The following is a 15,727-nucleotide window of genomic DNA, read 5'->3' as shown; positions in this document are numbered from 1 at the left end:
AATGAATACTCAAGCAAGCATATTTATCCATTGAGTTTTTTTTCACGCTTGCTGTATTCACTAGCTTATTAAAATTTCTGAATCAGGTATTTTTTAGCTATAAATATCAAGAAATTTACCAAATGGAAAAAAGGCAAAAGGACCCCTTGGTAGTGAGTTTTAATAATTTAATGTGCTCACAAACACGTTTTGGCTGAATGTAGAAAAATTTAAAAAACCGCTACAATTTCGCCGATAAATACTCTGACTGAATTTTGTCATTGAACCCAAAAATAAGGATTTATTGTCATGATAAGGGGCTGATAAAGTGACTTTTTATGGCTTGTTGTATGTAACGTATTGTAATACTTACGCAAAATATTTTAGTGCATTCTCAAATATGAGCATTCCATCACCATATTTTGGCATAGCCACTCCTGAACGTTTACATTTTTCTTTTTCAAGAGGCCAGTTGTCCTGCTGAGTAAAAAATATTCCTCTCTCTGGGTGAGGCATTAAAGCTAAAACTCTACCACTTTTGTCTGACAAAGCTGCCAGGTCGTATATAGATCCGTTTGGATTGTAAGGAAATTGTAAATTTGCATAGTCACCATTTTCATCAACGTAACGCAGTGCAACGGAATTATTTTCAATCAATTGATTTAAAATATCTTGATCCATAAAAAACCTGCCTTCTCCATGAGCAACAGGAAGATATAGCTCACTCAGGCCCCGTAGCCAAACAGAACTACTCTGCGGATTAACTCTCACTCTAATCCAACGACATTGGTAATTACCTATATCATTAGAGGTTAAAGCTAGATTAGAGAATTCTGGAACTAACTTTACTAATATCTGGCAACCATTACATATCCCTATAATAAGCTTATCCTGAGATAAGAAATTTTGAAATTCGTCTAACAAGTTGTTTTTTATACGCAAAGCAAATGCATTACCAGCACCAGTATCATCACCATAGGAAAAACCTCCTGGAATTGCAAGTATATTGCTTAATTTCAGTTCACTTGGATTATCTATAATATCATTAATGTGAACGATTTTTACTTCAATATTATTAATACCAAGCTTTCTGCTGCACTCCATAAATGCAAATGCAGTTTCTTTTTCGCAATTTAAGCCATAACCAGATAGGATTGTAATTTTCATGAATCAAAAAACTCGAACTTTCTTTTTACAAAATTTGCTATTAAATTCAAAGCAAATAGCATTAACAATAAAGCTATAATTGCAATGGCAGCAAGCTCAATAAATGCAATCTCAGGACTACTTGACCATATGTATATTTGTACAGGTAAAACAGTTGCCGGATCGAAGAAGGATGTAGGTGTATCAGCAATAAATGCTACCATGCCTATCATAAGTAAAGGGGAAGATTCGCCTAAAATCCTTGCAATTGCAAGCACTGCACCATGTATTATCCGTGGCAACGCAATCGGTAAAGAGTGATCCAATATCACCTTGATGTGAGGTGCACCTAGCGCAAACGCTGCATCTTTTATTGCAATAGGAACGTTTGTAAAGGCATTTTTTGTTGCAATAATAATATTAGGCAGCATCATAAATGAAAGAGTCATCCCGCCAACAAACGGTGAAGAACGGGGTAACCCAAATATGCCCAAGTAGAGAGTCAGTCCTACCACACCAAATATTATCGAAGGCACTGCAGCAAGGTTATTCATGCTAATTTCTACAATACTGGTTATTAGCCTATTTCTAGGCATAAATTCATAAAGACAGATACCTGACATAATTCCTATTGGCAATGCCAACGCCAAGCATACTATAATTGTCATTAATGAACCGATAAATGCCCCTAAAATCCCTGCATTCTCAGGCTCACGAGAATCAGACTTAAGAAACAGAGACTTATTAAAAAATTTTCTTACTCTTCCCTTCTCTTTTAACCAATCAAGTAATTTAGCATAATGATCATTCAAACATTTATTTTTATATAGTGAATTGATCACACTCGATGCGGTAAACCAAATCTCATATTCACCACTATTTTTTACTCTCTTAAGAAAAAACCTCTCTAGCTCTTTGTAAGAGTTACGACTTAAAATTTCGTCACTGTCTTTAAAGTCAATTCCTTTAAACACTTTATGTAAAGAGTTATTGAGTAGGCTAATGGACTTATATCGTAAATCACCAGGATTATTAGTTAAAATAAGATCAGCATTTATTTCAACTGGCAATAAAATTTTCGTTACTGTTAAAGCACTATAAGAGTTAACTAATATACTTAGTAATATACATATAGGACACCCAATTGAGACAATCAGTGCTGTAAAAGAGCAAAAGCATAAAATGTTGTTCTTTTTATTTTTTCTTTTTACACGAGCATGTACGCGCTTAGATTGAAGTAACTTAAGGAAGTTTTTCTTTATATGAGGATTTGAAAAAACTTTCCCCTTTTTCCAGTGCTTGACACTGAGATCTAGCAGGCTTTGCCTGCAAATAATTTTTATATTTCTCATGAAAGCACAAACCAAAAGGAGAATAATGAATGCTGGATCCCAGTGTCAAACATTGGGATGACACCACAGCGGGAGGCAAACGTACAGTTGTGCGTTACACACTGGGATAATAAGAGAGAGTTTTGAGATGACACAATTGACATCACTCCCTATTGTATCTACTTAGATTTTTTTTTAACATAAGTGGTACGTTCTTTGATCCTTGCAGCTTTCCCAAATAGCTTGCACAGATAATATAATTTTGCTCTACGGACCTTTCCCTTTCTTATCACTTGTACTGAAATTAATGCAGGAGAGTAAACAAAAAATTGTGATACTATACTTTCCCCATGACTTACCTTTCTAACTGAAAAAGAAGAGTGTAATCCACGATTTCTTTTTGATATACATACGCCCTCAAATATCTGTATACGCTCACCCATACTATCAACTACCTTAAAAGTGACCTTCAAATCGTCACCAGGACGAAAGATTGGCATCTCTTTAGCTAATCTTTGTATTTGTTGTTCGTTAAATTTTTCAAGCAAGTTTGTCATTTATCATCTCCATTCAACAATTCAGGTCGACGTTCCTTTGTTCTAACATATGACTGTTCCCTTCTCCAATCACTTATTTTTCTGTGATTGCCAGACAACAGAACCTCAGGAACTTTGTACCTATTCCACTGCTCAGGCCTAGTATATTGAGGATATTCAAGCATACCACCACTATAACTAAAACTTTCTTCAGCAACGCTATCGAAATTATTTACTGCACCTGGAAGAAGCCTAATACATGCATCAAGAACCACCATCGCAGCTGGCTCACCTCCCGAAAGTATATAATCTCCAATACTTAACTCATAAGGAGTATACACATCAATTACTCTTTGGTCAACACCTTCAAATCGGCCACACAATATTGTTACATGAGGAATTTCTGTTAACTCCTTTGCAATGCTCTGATTAAATTTTGTACCAGATGGAGTCATATAAATAAATCTAGTATTTTTATGAGCAGAAAGCACATTATCAACTGCATTACCAATCACATCTGGGCGCATAACCATCCCTGCTCCACCTCCATATGGAACATCATCTATAGTTGAATGTTTATCTTTAGCAAAAGAACGAATATTTACTATTTCAAGATTCCATATTTTTTTTTCCAACGCTCTTCCAGCAAGAGAATAGTTCAAAAATCCGGGGAACATTTCTGGAAATATGGTTAATATTGTAACATTGAACGCCATTAAGGTTTATTTTAAGTTATTTGGGGCTATACTCTAAGAACAGTAAATTGATATGATACATAGTTAAATTAAATATGTCACTGAATAAAACGATATACGAAGGTAAAGCCAAAGTCATTATTGAAACTGAAGACTCATCAACTGTTATACAGTACTTTAAAGATGATGTTACAGCGCTCAACAAGGAAAAATATGAAATTATTGAGGGCAAAGGAATAATTAATAATCATGTTAGTGCTTTTATCATGGAAAAGCTTGAAGAAGCAGGGATTAGCACGCACTTTATAAACACTCTAAACGAAAGAGAACAGCTAGTCAAAAAACTCAAGATAATACCTCTTGAGATAGTGGTTAGAAACATTGCAGCTGGCAGCTTTTGCAGACGTTTTAATATCAAAGAAGGTGAGACACTTACATCTCCTATAATCGAGTTTTTTTACAAAAATGATGACCTAGCCGACCCAATGGTGAATGAAAATCACATACTATATTTTGGTTGGTTATCCCATAAAGAAATGGAAGAAGTTAAAACTACAACTTTAAAGATCAACAAAATCTTAGTCGACCTATTTTCAAATGCAAATATATATTTAGTTGATCTCAAGTTAGAATTTGGCAAATTGATAAACAACAGCACTAAAATCATTTTAGCCGATGAAATCAGCCCTGATAATTGTAGGCTATGGGATAAAAATACGCATAAAAAGCTAGACAAAGATGTTTTCCGTTTAAATCTAGGAAACTTAAAGGAAGCATACTCAGAAGTTGCAAAAAGACTGTCAGTAAAGTTAGACTAACTAAATACTACTCTATCAAGTGGAGGGTTACATGCCTCATCAAGTTTTCCAATAATCTCAATTTTTTCTCCACGCTTTTGGAAATGGCTTTCCACATCCTTCATATTATCGGGATCTACAATCAGTACTATACCTATGCCGCAATTAAATGTTTTTAACATTTCTCTCTTTTCTATTTTGCCTTCTTCTTTCAGCCATAAAAATATATCTGGCCATTTCCAAGAATTAATATTTATGTCTACAAATAAATTTCCTGAGAGAATTCTTGGAATATTGTCTATTAACCCGCCACCTGTTATATGCGCAATGCCTTTTACCTTTGGCATAATAGGCAACAAAGAATCAACATATATCTTTGTTGGCTTAAGTAATATTTCACCCCAAGATTTATTATCCCATGGAGATATATCATTATAATTTATACCTAAGCTTTTAAAAATATGGCGCACCAAAGAAAATCCATTTGAGTGAATTCCATTTGATTCTAAACCAACTACACAGTCACCTGCTTTCATTATACTACAATTTGGAAGAATTTGCTTTCGATCAACAACACCAACCACAAACCCTGCAAGGTCATAGTGATTGTTACCATACATTCCAGGCATTTCTGCAGTTTCTCCACCAACTAATGCTATTTTAGATTCCTTGCACCCTTCTGCAATGCCCTGGATTACAGACAATAAAACGTTTTTGTTTAAAACGCCTGTTGCAAAGTAATCAAGGAAAAATAAAGGTGTTGCTCCTTGTGCAAGTAAATCATTTACACACATTGCAACTAAGTCTATACCTATAGTATCATGCTTATTCACCTCTTGAGCTATTAATAGTTTTGTGCCCACTCCATCAGTTGAGGAAACAAGTACTGGATGGTCGTATTTCTTACTCAGCGAAGAAAAGTCAAACAATGCGGAAAATGATCCTACTTCACTAATTACTTCTTCTCCTTTAGTCTTTTCAATAATAGGTTTAACTTTTTTTATTAGTTCATTATATAGTTTAAGGTCTATTCCAGATTTAGCATAAGTATTCATAGCGTCTTAACAAATCGTATAATTATTAATACTACATTAATGCTTTGACACAAAAAACGCAACGAAACTTTCTCTTAAATTGACTACTACGTGCCTACCAATATAGGGTTAACTTAAATCATTTATACTTTTATCCAATGAATAAAAACATAATGTTAATAACAGAGTGCCTATCAGGACGAATTCTTCATGATTTTGCTAGTTCTATGCAAGGAATAGTGGGTGGATTGGAAGAGCTTGAAGAAAACAACCCTAATATGCAAAACGAAGCATTGTCATTGCTTAAAGAAAGCTCCGATGATTTAATATATAAATATAAAGTTATGAAGCAAGCGTATTCTCATTCATCAGATAATTGCAGCTTTGTTAAGACTAAATCCAATATAGAAAATTATTTATTAAAAAAAAAGTAAAGCTTCAGTGGAGAGTAAGTGAATGTCTTACAGAAAACTTAATTGAAAAAATAAATAAGATAATTTCCAATATGGTGATAACTATAATCAGTGCAGTGGCACAAATTGAATTAGTGTCTATTTTACTGACTAAAACAGAAGATAAAACACTACTCACTATAAAAGTAGTAAATGAACATAAATCAATAAGTACATTATTAGTGAGCAAATTAACAAAAAAAAATGATATTCGTTTGGATACAAAAGACATTATTATCTATATGACTTCTTTACTGTTAGAACAGTATAACACTAAAATCAATTGCACTTGTGAAAGTAATTCACTGAATATAGGCTTAACTATAACTTGAGATGGCTTCATATTTCATGAAAAGGACTCGATACTATAGATTTGAATCTTGGATAAGGAAAGGAAAAATTTTGTGGAGTAACCTAGACATAAAATCTGTAGTTTATTTAACACTCCCCTTTTTCCTGCAGTAATGAATTATTATGAAGCTTGCATTTTCTGTCGCTTACTACTGGGATAGCTTGACAGTTGCAGTACATGTCTATCAATGATAAAATAAAGATCAGTTTATTTTGATACTATGATTAGGTTACTCTTTGTTGCACTATTATTTTTTTGTGGTGGTGATGCACTTGCAAAACAGGAACCACGGCCAATAGCTGGTGATAACCACATAAAGGTAATGAATTATAATCCACAGGCTATACATAAGTACACGGGCTTTTATGGTTATCAATCCAGCATATTGTTTGAGCCAGGGGAGGTAATAGAGAGTCTTTCAATGGGTGATGCAACCGGTTGGCAACTTCTTCCTCAAGGTAATAGATTATTTATTAAGCCTATAGATGATATTGCCGATACTAATGCAACTATAATTACCAATAAAAGAGTTTATTATTTCGAGTTTCATGCTGAAGAAGCAAACGGGATAGATGATCCAAGGTTAGCATATGAAGTAAGGTTTCTTTATCCACTGTTCAACAGTGATGAAATTTATTCAACGAGTAACGGTGATATTCTAGAGCAAGCTAGTCATACCACTATTCCTGATATAAGTGATATTGAGGTTATAAAGAAAGGCTTGAATTTTAACTATTCCATCTCGCACGTTAAAGGCAGTCAATCAATAATACCAATTAAGGTTTTTGATGACGGAAAATTTACATATCTACAATTTAATAAAATAAACTCTGATTTCCCGGCAGTTTTTATGGTTGATTCTGCAGGATATGAGTCCTTGATAAATTTTCGTACAGTTGATGACTACCTGATAATTGAAAGAGTAAGCTCGGTATTTACCTTAAGAAACGGATCAAGTACAGTCTGCCTGTTTAATGAAAACATACCTTTCAAAAAAGGTAAGTGATTAAAGGCTATAGTATTCTTATAGGTGCAAAATTCTTTCTATGGTGCTTCGTAATTCCATGAAGGCCAATAGCGCTGAGGTGTTCTTTTGTTCCATATCCTTTATTTTTATACCAATTATATTGAGGATGTTTATTATGCAATTCTTCCATAAGACGATCTCTTGTAACTTTTGCAATGATTGAAGCAGCTGCGATTGATATACTTAAACTATCACCATTCACTACAGACTTTGTTTGCCATTTCACTTCAAGTGGTTGGTTACCATCAACTAACACATAATCTAGTTCTAAATCTAAATTTACCAGCGCACGTTTCATTGAAAGCTTTGTTGCTTGCAAGATATTGTATGAGTCTATCTCCTCTACACTTGCCATTCCTATACCAAATTTTGCAACAGACGTTATTTTTTCGTATAGAACTTGCCTACACTTAGGGGTTAGCTTTTTTGAGTCGTTTATTCCATCAATAACCGTATCTCTATCAGTAAATATTACAGCTGCAGATATCACTGGACCGGCAAGCGGACCTCTTCCAACTTCATCTACTCCTGCTATAATTCCTGATAATGTATTTTCTAATGTGAAATCTGGATATTTCATAGTTCCTATAATAAGAAAGTTAAAGCAAAAATCGAACAAACGATAGAAATTATCCAAAATTTTATAACTATTGTATTTTCTGACCACCCTTTCTTTTCAAAGTGATGATGTATTGGTGTCATAAGGAAAATTCTTCTTCCTGCTCCATATCTAAATTTTGTATATTTAAAATATGATACCTGAATAATCACAGATAAAGTCTCTATTACAAAGATTATTCCAATAACGGCAAAAAGCATTTCTTTTTTAATTAAAACACTAGTGAGTCCTAAAGCTGCACCGATTGATAGGCTTCCAACATCACCCATAAATATTTTTGCTGGATGTGTGTTAAACCACAAGAAACTTAAAATAGCTCCTATAAATGCAATGCAGAATAAAGTAATGTTTACATCTGTCTGAGTGATGTATGCAATTAGCCCCAAAAAAGCAAAGGAAGTAATGGCTTGAGTTGCAGCAAGGCCATCCAAACCATCTGTGAGATTCACAGCATTAGAAGAGCCGACAATTACAAATGCAGCAAACGGAAGATATAGATAGCCAAGGTCGATTGCTACTTCTCTAAATAGAGAAATTTTTGTAAAACCTTCAGCAGATTGTAGCTTAAGTATAAACATACAGACCAGAGTAACGACAAACTGAATAAGTATTTTGGTTTTTGCACTTAAACCTCGGTGGTGATTTGTCTTCAATTTTAAATAGTCATCAATAAATCCAAGTAGAGCAAAAAATAGGGTTATAAATACTAAAAATAAAATTTCTTGTGTTAATTGAGTCCAAAACAGGATTGGTAATAAAGCAGAAGTGAGTATTATTATTCCACCCATAGGTGGTATATTCTTTTTTGTTATTAAATGATTTTCTGGTCCATATGATCTGATTGGTTGTCCATCTTTACTTATCTTTTTTAGAAGTTTTATAAAATAGGGCAAGAGAATAAACCCAAAAATAAATGAGATAAAAAACGTCTTTGTAGCTAAGATCACTTGCCTATCCAAATTGACTGGGTATTATACCAAAAGCTTTACCTAACCTCAATTTATACCTTTTTAGCAGCTCATTTTATTTATGATAAATTAGTTATTGATTAATTATGACAAAGTTTGCATACTAATATTTTGTTAATGGTAAGAGGTGGCATATGTTAGATTATATTAAAAAGCTTTTGTGGGCTACTACAGTACCTGATAATGAGAGTAGAGTTAAAAATTCTTACACGCATATAGTAGAGAAACCTTCTTTTGGTGATGCAGCTTCAAAGTTGAGTAAGGAAGAAAGGTCAGAAGAGCATCTTGTTCTTCTAAAAGGTAAAAGCAATAGCTCTGGTACAACTGTAACAGAAGGATCGTCTAGTATTCAGAATGCAGCATTAGACAAAAACAAGCGTGGATATATCAAATTAAACAGTGATGAAGAATGGGATAAATTCTTTGATTTACAGAATGATCCTTTCACTAATACTACAAACAAAGAACCTTTTTCTCCGAAGAAAGGAGAATCTCACTATCATGGCAAAGAGATCATAGGTAAAATTGCTGACCAAATTAAAGCAGAGATATCGAAGGTATATACCATAGAGTCCATAATGATAAAAGAAGGCAAAAGGGAAGGTAATATTGTTTACCCCACCGTGAGAGTTGTGCTACATGCCAATAAAGAAGGAGTAGATATAGCTAAACTTCTAGGCGGTAGTATATGTAAAGAGTATGGTGTAAGAACAATTACATTTTGTCATCCTAATCAAGAAAAAAAGAGGGGGGCATGTTGCTATATTAATAATGATAGTGATAATGAGGAAAGAGTTTATGAAATAATTAGTGGGTTATATGAAATGACTTTAAAGTGGTGTGCTAATGGAAGAGAATGCAAAATTAAAGTTAACATTGATGGTAAGAATGGTGTAACTCTCCTTGAAGGCAACGGTGTTACTGCAGAGCAGTTGCGTGCAAATAAAGAAGTCAAAATAGGTAAGAGACGTGAGCCAAAATCTTTATATGAAGCGTTAGTACCGCAATTGCAACAAAAGAGCTCTGAATCAGTCAAGGTTTTACAGCAGCCTTCAACAGATGTAACAAATGTGACAACAACACCAACTTCTACTTCTCAGAGATGCTCTTGACTAAATAAGAAAAAGCAAAAATAGTATAACTTGCTTACAAATGTAAGTAACTTGTACTTCTATGATGAATAACACAATATTACCAAGAAATTTCTATGAACGACCAACTTTAACCGTAGCTGGGGAGCTGCTAGGGAAGATGCTGAAATTTTCTAATTTTAGTGGAATAATAACTGAAGTTGAAGCGTATATAGGAATGGATGACCCAGCTTGTCATGCAGCAAGAGGCTATACTAATCGAACCTCAGTAATGTTTGGTACGCCAGGGTTTTCGTACGTATATTTTATATATGGAATGTACTATTGTCTAAATATTGTAACAGAAGCAGAAGGATTCCCAGCAGCAGTGTTAATACGAGGATTAAAGCTCACTGAACCGCTTGAAGCAAATTTAGGCGGGCCAGGCATACTGTGTAAAAAATTAAACATTACAAAAGAACATAATAAACAAGACCTTACTATAAGTCATGAATTTTGTCTCTATGAATATCACCTAAAACCAGATTATGTGTGCACTCCAAGAATCGGAATTAGTAAAGGCAAGGAGAAATTTTGGCGATTTAAAAGTTGCGTTTTAGCAGAAATGCCTAAAATCACACTCAACAATAAATATTAGACCTCCTGCATAAACTAGATAAAAAGGCAAATAGCCTTTTATGTTTACCAACAATAGACTTCTTGGAGGGAGTGTTAAATAAACTGTGTCAAACCAAGAAATAAAAATATAATTGATATAAAAAAATGGAGGTTTGACATGAGTCAAGTAAACAGAACTACCGGTTTGGTAGACTATAAAGAACTGGAAGCAAATATTCTATCATCGATAAGAGAAGGAAGGCCGCTGACGGGAAGAGATGGAGCATTAACACCGTTTATAAAAAGGTTGCTAGAGGCAAGTCTGGAAGGTGAAATAGAAAGCCACATGTCAGCTAAAAGTGAAGAAAATAACCGAAGAAATGGGAGAAACGCAAAAACTTTACGCACGAGTGGAGGCTCATTTGAGTTGTTAACACCTAGAGACAGGGAAGGAAGCTTTGAACCCCAAATAGTTAGAAAAAGACAAACAAGCCTACATCCAGAACTTGAAGCAAAGGTCTTAAGCACATTTGCCAGTGGCATGGGATACAGAGATATAGCGTCACATATTGAGGAAATTTACGATCACAAAATATCGGCGGCAGAGATATCAAGTATTACTGACAAACTGCTACCAGTAATCAACGAATGGCGTAGTCGTCCGCTGCAGTCTGTATATCCGATAGTTTTCATGGACGGAATATTTTTTAAAGTCAAGGAGGACGGGCATTGTGTAAGTAAATGTATGTATAATATATTAGGTATAGATCAAAATGGCAGAAAAGAAGTATTAGGTTTTTATTTAGCTGAAAGTGAAGGAGCTAACTTCTGGTTGGGAGTACTAAATGATCTCAAAGAGAGAGGAGTGGAAGATATTCTAATTGCATGTGTAGATGGGCTAAAAAGCTTTCCTGCAGCAATAAACGGTGTGTTCCCTAATGCAGAAGTGCAGATGTGTATAGTGCATCAGATACGTAACTCACTGAAGTATGTAGCTAGTAAAGATGCAAAGAGTTTTTTGAGTGATTTAAAGAAGGTATATCAAGCTTCAAGTAAGGAAATTGCCGAGAATTATCTGTTGGAATTAGATGAAAAATGGGGCACAAAGTACCCTATGGTTATAAAATCTTGGCAGAATAATTGGGAAAACCTATCTGGTTATTTTAAGTATTCCGATCCAGTTAGGAGGATAATCTATACTACTAATCCCATAGAGGGGCTACATAGGCAAATTAGGAAATTCACCAAAACCAAGGGCTCATTTACCAACACAAACGCCTTGTACAAACAGGTATATTGTGCTATAAAAAAAGTAGAGCAAAAATGGGTAATGGCTTTGCCTAATTGGGCATTAACTATATCTCAGCTCGATATTTTCTTTCCCAACAGATTGAAAATTCAGTTGAGCTAAAAATGTGGTTTGACACAGTTTATTTAACACTCCCTTCTTGGATAACCTAAGGATATTTTTTGATCTTCTATGGGGGAGTTGAACATTCCCTTTTTATAAAACTTTTGCATACTGCTATTTAACTTTAGTAGCTCTTTATCTTCCTGAAATCTGGATGTTTTATCAATGCATCTTCTATTAAGCCGTTAGCAAGAACTTTCACTTATTCCATAGCTTTGCGCTATATGGAAATATGTACGGTATTTACACAAATATTCGAGTGCTATTAATAAATATATTTGGTTTTCCTCCTCTTGCCTTTTTCTTGGCCTCTTCCTCTATTAAAATTTCTATTATTTTTCCAATGTTTTTCTTTTTACTCCTCTTAGTCTTCGAAGCTTCTCTTCATCAAGTTTACTTACCTGCTCAAAATTTATACCTTCCCTGATATTGCTTCTACTACTTGTTTCTTAAGTTATCCAAGAAGTCTATTGTCTGTTCAGATACGAGGTAGCTGCTGCCATTTGAAATATTTTATTCACCTAAAATTACATTCTACCTATTTTAAAAGTAGTTTAAAAAACTTTATAGACTGCATACAAAAGACCTAACATCTTTAGCAATGCCTTCATAAATCCTTACTAAATCCTCACTTAGTATTGAAGGATTTCCACAATCAGAAGCACTACATATTTGCGGATCTAGAGGAACTCTGCTCAAGAGTTTGACTCCCAGCTCTTCAGACATTTTTTTTGCACCACCTTTTCCAAATATGTGTATTTTTGAATTATCTTGAACAAAATAGCTCATATTTTCCACAATGCCAATAACTGGCACGCTGAGCTTTGTAAACATATCATAAATTTTTTGTGCATCGACTAAAGCAAGCTTCTGTGGAGTTGAAACTATTATTGCTCCAGTTAAACTAAAATTCTCCATCAGACTTAAATGTACATCGCCAGTGCCAGGCGGTGTATCAATGATTAAATATTCTATATCAGACCACCTTGTTCCCATTAGCAAATTGTAAAGTACTTTTGTGATCATAGGTCCACGCCATATTGCTGCGCGGTCCTTATCAATAAAATAGCCAATTGAAATAGTATAGAGACCATGTTTCTCTATAGGCATTACTTTACCACTCTGTATTTCTGGTTTTAATTTCTCAGTGCCCAACATTTTAGGAATCGAAGGACCATATATATCTGCATCAACTAGCGCAACTTTATGTTTTAATTCTGCTAACGAAAGAGCTAGATTTAGTGCAACTGTCGACTTACCCACACCTCCTTTACCAGAAGCAACGACAATTATATTTTTCACTCCTTCGATATGAAGTTTAGCTTTTTGTTGCCTAGCTTGTTTTTGACCAGTAGCAACTACAGTAACCTTTCCTACTCCCGGTATCGCCTTAACAGCTTGCTCACAATTTTTTCTTAATTCTTCATTTTGCTCAGTAATTTCAAGAGCAAAAGCAACATCTTTACCCTTAATAACAATTGAGGATACTACACCAACATTCTTACCACTTTTCTTCTCTATAACCTTTTTTAGGCTCTCTCTTACGATTTCCTCATTAACCTGTGTAAAAATTTTCCGGAACATATGATGAAATTTTTTCTATTGGTGTATACTAACATAGAATAATTAAACTGCACTGACTTTAAAGCGAGGTTACAAGAAATATGTTGAACTGCCAAAACTTAACACAAGAACAACAAAATTTATATTTTCAGTTAAAAAGGGCCATATGGAATAGAAAGAGCATTAATAATATTTTAGAAGCAGCCTCAGAGAATGATTTACTAAAAGTTCTTACAATTGGATATACTACACGATTTCCAAGAGGTGGGAAACGCACTTTAACACTACTTAGCCTAGCCATATTCAAATGTAATGACGAATGCGTTAATTCTATTTTAATACATTCTCAAAATAACGGTACACTGCAAGAGATTATTAATACTGAAAATATTATACACTATCAAGATGGTCTGATGTACACCTTAACATCGCTTGGCTTTGCTATACATTACAATAAGCCAAGATTTATTAATGATATTTTAACAAAAGCCCAGGACAGTGGAATACTACAAGATGTTCTTGCTGCTAGAAATATTGTACAGTATTTCAATACTATGGGGTATGCTTTAACACCACTCAGTTTCTCTATATATGAAGGTAAGAAAGAATGTATCAGTTCTATTTTAGAAAAAGCTCAAAATAATGATATGCTGCAAGGCGTTTTTATTGCTGAAAATATTTTACAGTTTTCAGATGGTCTGACGCATATTTTAACACCAATTAGCTTTGCCATATATGAAAATAATCAGGAATGTTGTAACTACATTTCAACAATGATTCAAAATAATGTTGTATCGCAAGATATTCTGAATAATTGGACATACATTTTAACATTGCTTGGCCTTGCTATATATAGAAATAACAATGAGTATGTTATTTCTATTTTAAGACAAGCTCAAAATAATGGTAGGCTGCAAGAAATTCTTACTGCTAAAAATACTTTGTATTCTTTAGATGGTTGGAAGTACAACTTAACACCACTTGGCTTTGCTATATATGAAGGTAATCATGCACATATTAATTCGATTTTAACTCATGCTCAAAATAGTGGTATATTGCAAGAAGTTCTTACTGCTAAAAATACTTTGTATTCTTCAGATGGTTGGAAGTACAACTTAACACCACTTGGCTTTGCTATATATGAAGGTAATCATGCACATATTAATTCAATTTTAACTCATGCTCAAAATAGTGGTTTATTGCAAGATATTCTTGCTAATCACAATGCTGTAATATCTCCAACTGGTCAGACGTACAGCTTAACGCCACTTGGCATCGCTATACATAAAGGTAATATTGAGTGCATTAGTTCTATTATAGCACGAATTAATGACATACCACAATATATCTATGCCACTTTTTAACCAACTGCGGCGATTAATGAAAGGAATACTAGGATTAGTAGTGCATTAGATAATGTATCTATTTCTTCTAGGTATGTTAGAGAAAATAGCAAAGTTAATTAATTTCTTAAGTAACTCTTTCTTGCAAGTACTACTTTTTTATGTATCTGTTCAGGCAACGGCGTTAATTTAAGAGAATAAATTAGCAAGCTCTCCTAAAGACATTATGGCGTTTAGGCTTATCTACTTTATTGCGGCTATACAATCTTCACGTTAACTTTAGTGCGTATTTTAAAAAGGGCTTGAAAGTTTTTTGGTGCTAATAAGCACCTGATAAAGTTTCTGTCTCATTACACCAAATAAAACTGAAAAATTTAAACGATACTCAGCAATTTGATCTGGGTTCCAAGGCTCTTGTGCATCACACATATGAAGTATTGCACATGACCAAGTTTGCACAAAATTCTTGTTTCTAAATTTATCCCAGAAAAATTCTCTAATTCTGCTTCTACTTTGAGTCGTTTATAGCACTCCTCTATGTGACACCTTAATAGATAAGCTTTACTGATATCTTCTTTATTGAAATAAAATAGAAACCAAAGGTCCTATTTTTTACAGTATTTTACTCCTTAACATCTTTCCTTAAGTTGACGCCATTGGGCTTTGTTGCATCGCTATCTACGATGGATAAAAGATAAAAATGTAGAATATCAATAGCTTATTATTCTAGCATTTATAGTAAGGACAGTCAGTAAATATCTAAATTTAAGTAAAAGAAGTTTTACT

Annotated in this window: 16 protein-coding genes and 2 pseudogenes; 8 read left to right on the top strand and 10 right to left on the bottom strand. The window is 33.9% G+C overall.

Annotation, left to right across the window (positions count from 1 at the left end):
* Positions 1-348: 348 nt before the first annotated feature.
* From LEM02_RS01020 to trmD, 4 genes are all read right to left on the bottom strand, one after another.
* On the bottom strand, positions 349-1,146 hold the full coding sequence (locus LEM02_RS01020; protein WP_064085770.1) for a phosphoribosylformylglycinamidine synthase subunit PurQ: 798 nt from the start codon (positions 1,144-1,146) through the stop codon (positions 349-351).
* Positions 1,143-2,477, bottom strand: coding sequence for a PstA family ABC transporter permease (locus LEM02_RS01015; protein ID WP_226079344.1), 1,335 nt, complete (start codon positions 2,475-2,477; stop codon positions 1,143-1,145). The genes LEM02_RS01020 and LEM02_RS01015 overlap by 4 nt, the downstream gene beginning before the upstream one ends.
* 158 nt (positions 2,478-2,635) lie before the next feature.
* Positions 2,636-3,013, bottom strand: a complete 378-nt coding sequence (rplS, locus tag LEM02_RS01010; protein ID WP_226079343.1) for a 50S ribosomal protein L19 — start codon at positions 3,011-3,013, stop codon at positions 2,636-2,638.
* On the bottom strand, positions 3,010-3,708 hold the full coding sequence (gene trmD, locus LEM02_RS01005; protein WP_226079342.1) for a tRNA (guanosine(37)-N1)-methyltransferase TrmD: 699 nt from the start codon (positions 3,706-3,708) through the stop codon (positions 3,010-3,012). Before trmD ends, rplS begins: the two co-directional genes overlap by 4 nt.
* 74 nt (positions 3,709-3,782) lie before the next feature.
* Between trmD and purC the strand changes: the two genes are divergently transcribed.
* Entirely contained in the window at positions 3,783-4,505 is a 723-nt protein-coding gene (gene purC, locus LEM02_RS01000; RefSeq protein WP_226079341.1) for a phosphoribosylaminoimidazolesuccinocarboxamide synthase, read from the top strand.
* Here the strand turns inward: purC and purM are convergent.
* Positions 4,502-5,539 carry a phosphoribosylformylglycinamidine cyclo-ligase gene (gene purM, locus LEM02_RS00995; protein WP_226079340.1) on the bottom strand — a complete coding sequence of 346 codons (1,038 nt, stop codon included), beginning with the start codon at positions 5,537-5,539 and terminating at the stop codon, positions 4,502-4,504. The genes purC and purM overlap by 4 nt on opposite strands.
* A gap of 137 nt (positions 5,540-5,676) precedes the next feature.
* Between purM and LEM02_RS00990 the strand changes: the two genes are divergently transcribed.
* The 3 genes from LEM02_RS00990 (at position 5,677) to virB9 (ending at position 7,328) form a co-directional block, all read left to right on the top strand.
* Positions 5,677-5,952, top strand: a complete 276-nt coding sequence (locus LEM02_RS00990; RefSeq protein WP_012481935.1) for a hypothetical protein — start codon at positions 5,677-5,679, stop codon at positions 5,950-5,952.
* Positions 5,937-6,302 carry a histidine phosphotransferase family protein gene (locus LEM02_RS00985; protein ID WP_369409591.1) on the top strand — a complete coding sequence of 122 codons (366 nt, stop codon included), beginning with the start codon at positions 5,937-5,939 and terminating at the stop codon, positions 6,300-6,302. The genes LEM02_RS00990 and LEM02_RS00985 overlap by 16 nt, the downstream gene beginning before the upstream one ends.
* A 240-nt stretch (positions 6,303-6,542) precedes the next feature.
* Positions 6,543-7,328, top strand: coding sequence for a P-type conjugative transfer protein VirB9 (gene virB9 / locus LEM02_RS00980; protein WP_226079339.1), 786 nt, complete (start codon positions 6,543-6,545; stop codon positions 7,326-7,328).
* 7 nt (positions 7,329-7,335) lie between these two features.
* Here the strand turns inward: virB9 and LEM02_RS00975 are convergent, their stop codons facing one another.
* The gene (locus LEM02_RS00975; protein ID WP_226079338.1) at positions 7,336-7,929 is read right to left on the bottom strand and encodes a ribonuclease HII; all 594 of its coding nucleotides are present in this window, start codon (positions 7,927-7,929) and stop codon (positions 7,336-7,338) included.
* Positions 7,930-7,934: 5 nt separating this feature from the next.
* Entirely contained in the window at positions 7,935-8,915 is a 981-nt protein-coding gene (gene mraY / locus LEM02_RS00970) for a phospho-N-acetylmuramoyl-pentapeptide-transferase (protein WP_226079468.1), read from the bottom strand.
* A gap of 155 nt (positions 8,916-9,070) precedes the next feature.
* On the opposite strand from mraY, the gene LEM02_RS00965 reads away from it, so the two are divergent.
* The 3 genes from LEM02_RS00965 (at position 9,071) to LEM02_RS00955 (ending at position 12,035) form a co-directional block, all read left to right on the top strand.
* Positions 9,071-10,048: a hypothetical protein gene (locus tag LEM02_RS00965; RefSeq protein WP_226079337.1), complete on the top strand. Its 978-nt coding sequence runs from the start codon at positions 9,071-9,073 to the stop codon at positions 10,046-10,048.
* Between the two features lie 64 nt (positions 10,049-10,112).
* Complete coding sequence (locus tag LEM02_RS00960) at positions 10,113-10,664, top strand: DNA-3-methyladenine glycosylase (protein WP_226079336.1); 552 nt, start codon at positions 10,113-10,115, stop codon at positions 10,662-10,664.
* A 138-nt stretch (positions 10,665-10,802) separates the two neighbouring features.
* On the top strand, positions 10,803-12,035 hold the full coding sequence (locus LEM02_RS00955) for an IS256 family transposase (RefSeq protein WP_226079221.1): 1,233 nt from the start codon (positions 10,803-10,805) through the stop codon (positions 12,033-12,035).
* Positions 12,036-12,180: 145 nt separating this feature from the next.
* Here the strand turns inward: LEM02_RS00955 and LEM02_RS06755 are convergent.
* Both LEM02_RS06755 and LEM02_RS00945 read right to left on the bottom strand, forming a co-directional pair.
* Positions 12,181-12,451, bottom strand: a pseudogene (locus tag LEM02_RS06755) (transposase family protein); the annotation flags it as partial.
* 148 nt (positions 12,452-12,599) lie between these two features.
* On the bottom strand, positions 12,600-13,619 hold the full coding sequence (locus tag LEM02_RS00945; RefSeq protein ID WP_226079335.1) for an Mrp/NBP35 family ATP-binding protein: 1,020 nt from the start codon (positions 13,617-13,619) through the stop codon (positions 12,600-12,602).
* Between the two features lie 80 nt (positions 13,620-13,699).
* Between LEM02_RS00945 and LEM02_RS00940 the strand changes: the two genes are divergently transcribed.
* The gene (locus tag LEM02_RS00940; protein WP_226079334.1) at positions 13,700-14,962 is read left to right on the top strand and encodes a WD_0033/WD_0034 family tandem repeat-containing protein; all 1,263 of its coding nucleotides are present in this window, start codon (positions 13,700-13,702) and stop codon (positions 14,960-14,962) included.
* A gap of 181 nt (positions 14,963-15,143) precedes the next feature.
* Here the strand turns inward: LEM02_RS00940 and LEM02_RS00935 are convergent.
* A pseudogene (locus LEM02_RS00935) lies at positions 15,144-15,525 on the bottom strand (IS4-like element ISWosp8 family transposase); the annotation flags it as partial.
* Between the last annotated feature and the right edge of the window lie 202 nt (positions 15,526-15,727).

This window comes from Wolbachia endosymbiont of Tribolium confusum (genome assembly GCF_020405475.1).
Classification (GTDB): domain Bacteria; phylum Pseudomonadota; class Alphaproteobacteria; order Rickettsiales; family Anaplasmataceae; genus Wolbachia.
The sequence above is the reverse complement of the archived record's forward strand: the minus strand, read 5'-3'. Positions and strand labels throughout refer to the sequence as shown.

Excerpts from the sequence above, each read along its gene's own strand:
- LEM02_RS00945 (WP_226079335.1), bottom strand. The coding sequence starts at position 13,619 with ATGTTCCGGAAAATTTTTACACAGGTTAATGAGGAAATCGTAAGAGAG.
- trmD (WP_226079342.1), bottom strand. The coding sequence starts at position 3,708 with ATGGCGTTCAATGTTACAATATTAACCATATTTCCAGAAATGTTCCCC.
- purC (WP_226079341.1), top strand. The coding sequence starts at position 3,783 with ATGTCACTGAATAAAACGATATACGAAGGTAAAGCCAAAGTCATTATT.
- LEM02_RS01015 (WP_226079344.1), bottom strand. The coding sequence starts at position 2,477 with ATGAGAAATATAAAAATTATTTGCAGGCAAAGCCTGCTAGATCTCAGT.
- LEM02_RS00960 (WP_226079336.1), top strand. The coding sequence starts at position 10,113 with ATGAATAACACAATATTACCAAGAAATTTCTATGAACGACCAACTTTA.
- LEM02_RS00955 (WP_226079221.1), top strand. The coding sequence starts at position 10,803 with ATGAGTCAAGTAAACAGAACTACCGGTTTGGTAGACTATAAAGAACTG.
- LEM02_RS00940 (WP_226079334.1), top strand. The coding sequence starts at position 13,700 with ATGTTGAACTGCCAAAACTTAACACAAGAACAACAAAATTTATATTTT.
- LEM02_RS00975 (WP_226079338.1), bottom strand. The coding sequence starts at position 7,929 with ATGAAATATCCAGATTTCACATTAGAAAATACATTATCAGGAATTATA.
- LEM02_RS00990 (WP_012481935.1), top strand. The coding sequence starts at position 5,677 with ATGAATAAAAACATAATGTTAATAACAGAGTGCCTATCAGGACGAATT.
- purM (WP_226079340.1), bottom strand. The coding sequence starts at position 5,539 with ATGAATACTTATGCTAAATCTGGAATAGACCTTAAACTATATAATGAA.
- LEM02_RS00965 (WP_226079337.1), top strand. The coding sequence starts at position 9,071 with ATGTTAGATTATATTAAAAAGCTTTTGTGGGCTACTACAGTACCTGAT.
- rplS (WP_226079343.1), bottom strand. The coding sequence starts at position 3,013 with ATGACAAACTTGCTTGAAAAATTTAACGAACAACAAATACAAAGATTA.
- virB9 (WP_226079339.1), top strand. The coding sequence starts at position 6,543 with ATGATTAGGTTACTCTTTGTTGCACTATTATTTTTTTGTGGTGGTGAT.
- LEM02_RS01020 (WP_064085770.1), bottom strand. The coding sequence starts at position 1,146 with ATGAAAATTACAATCCTATCTGGTTATGGCTTAAATTGCGAAAAAGAA.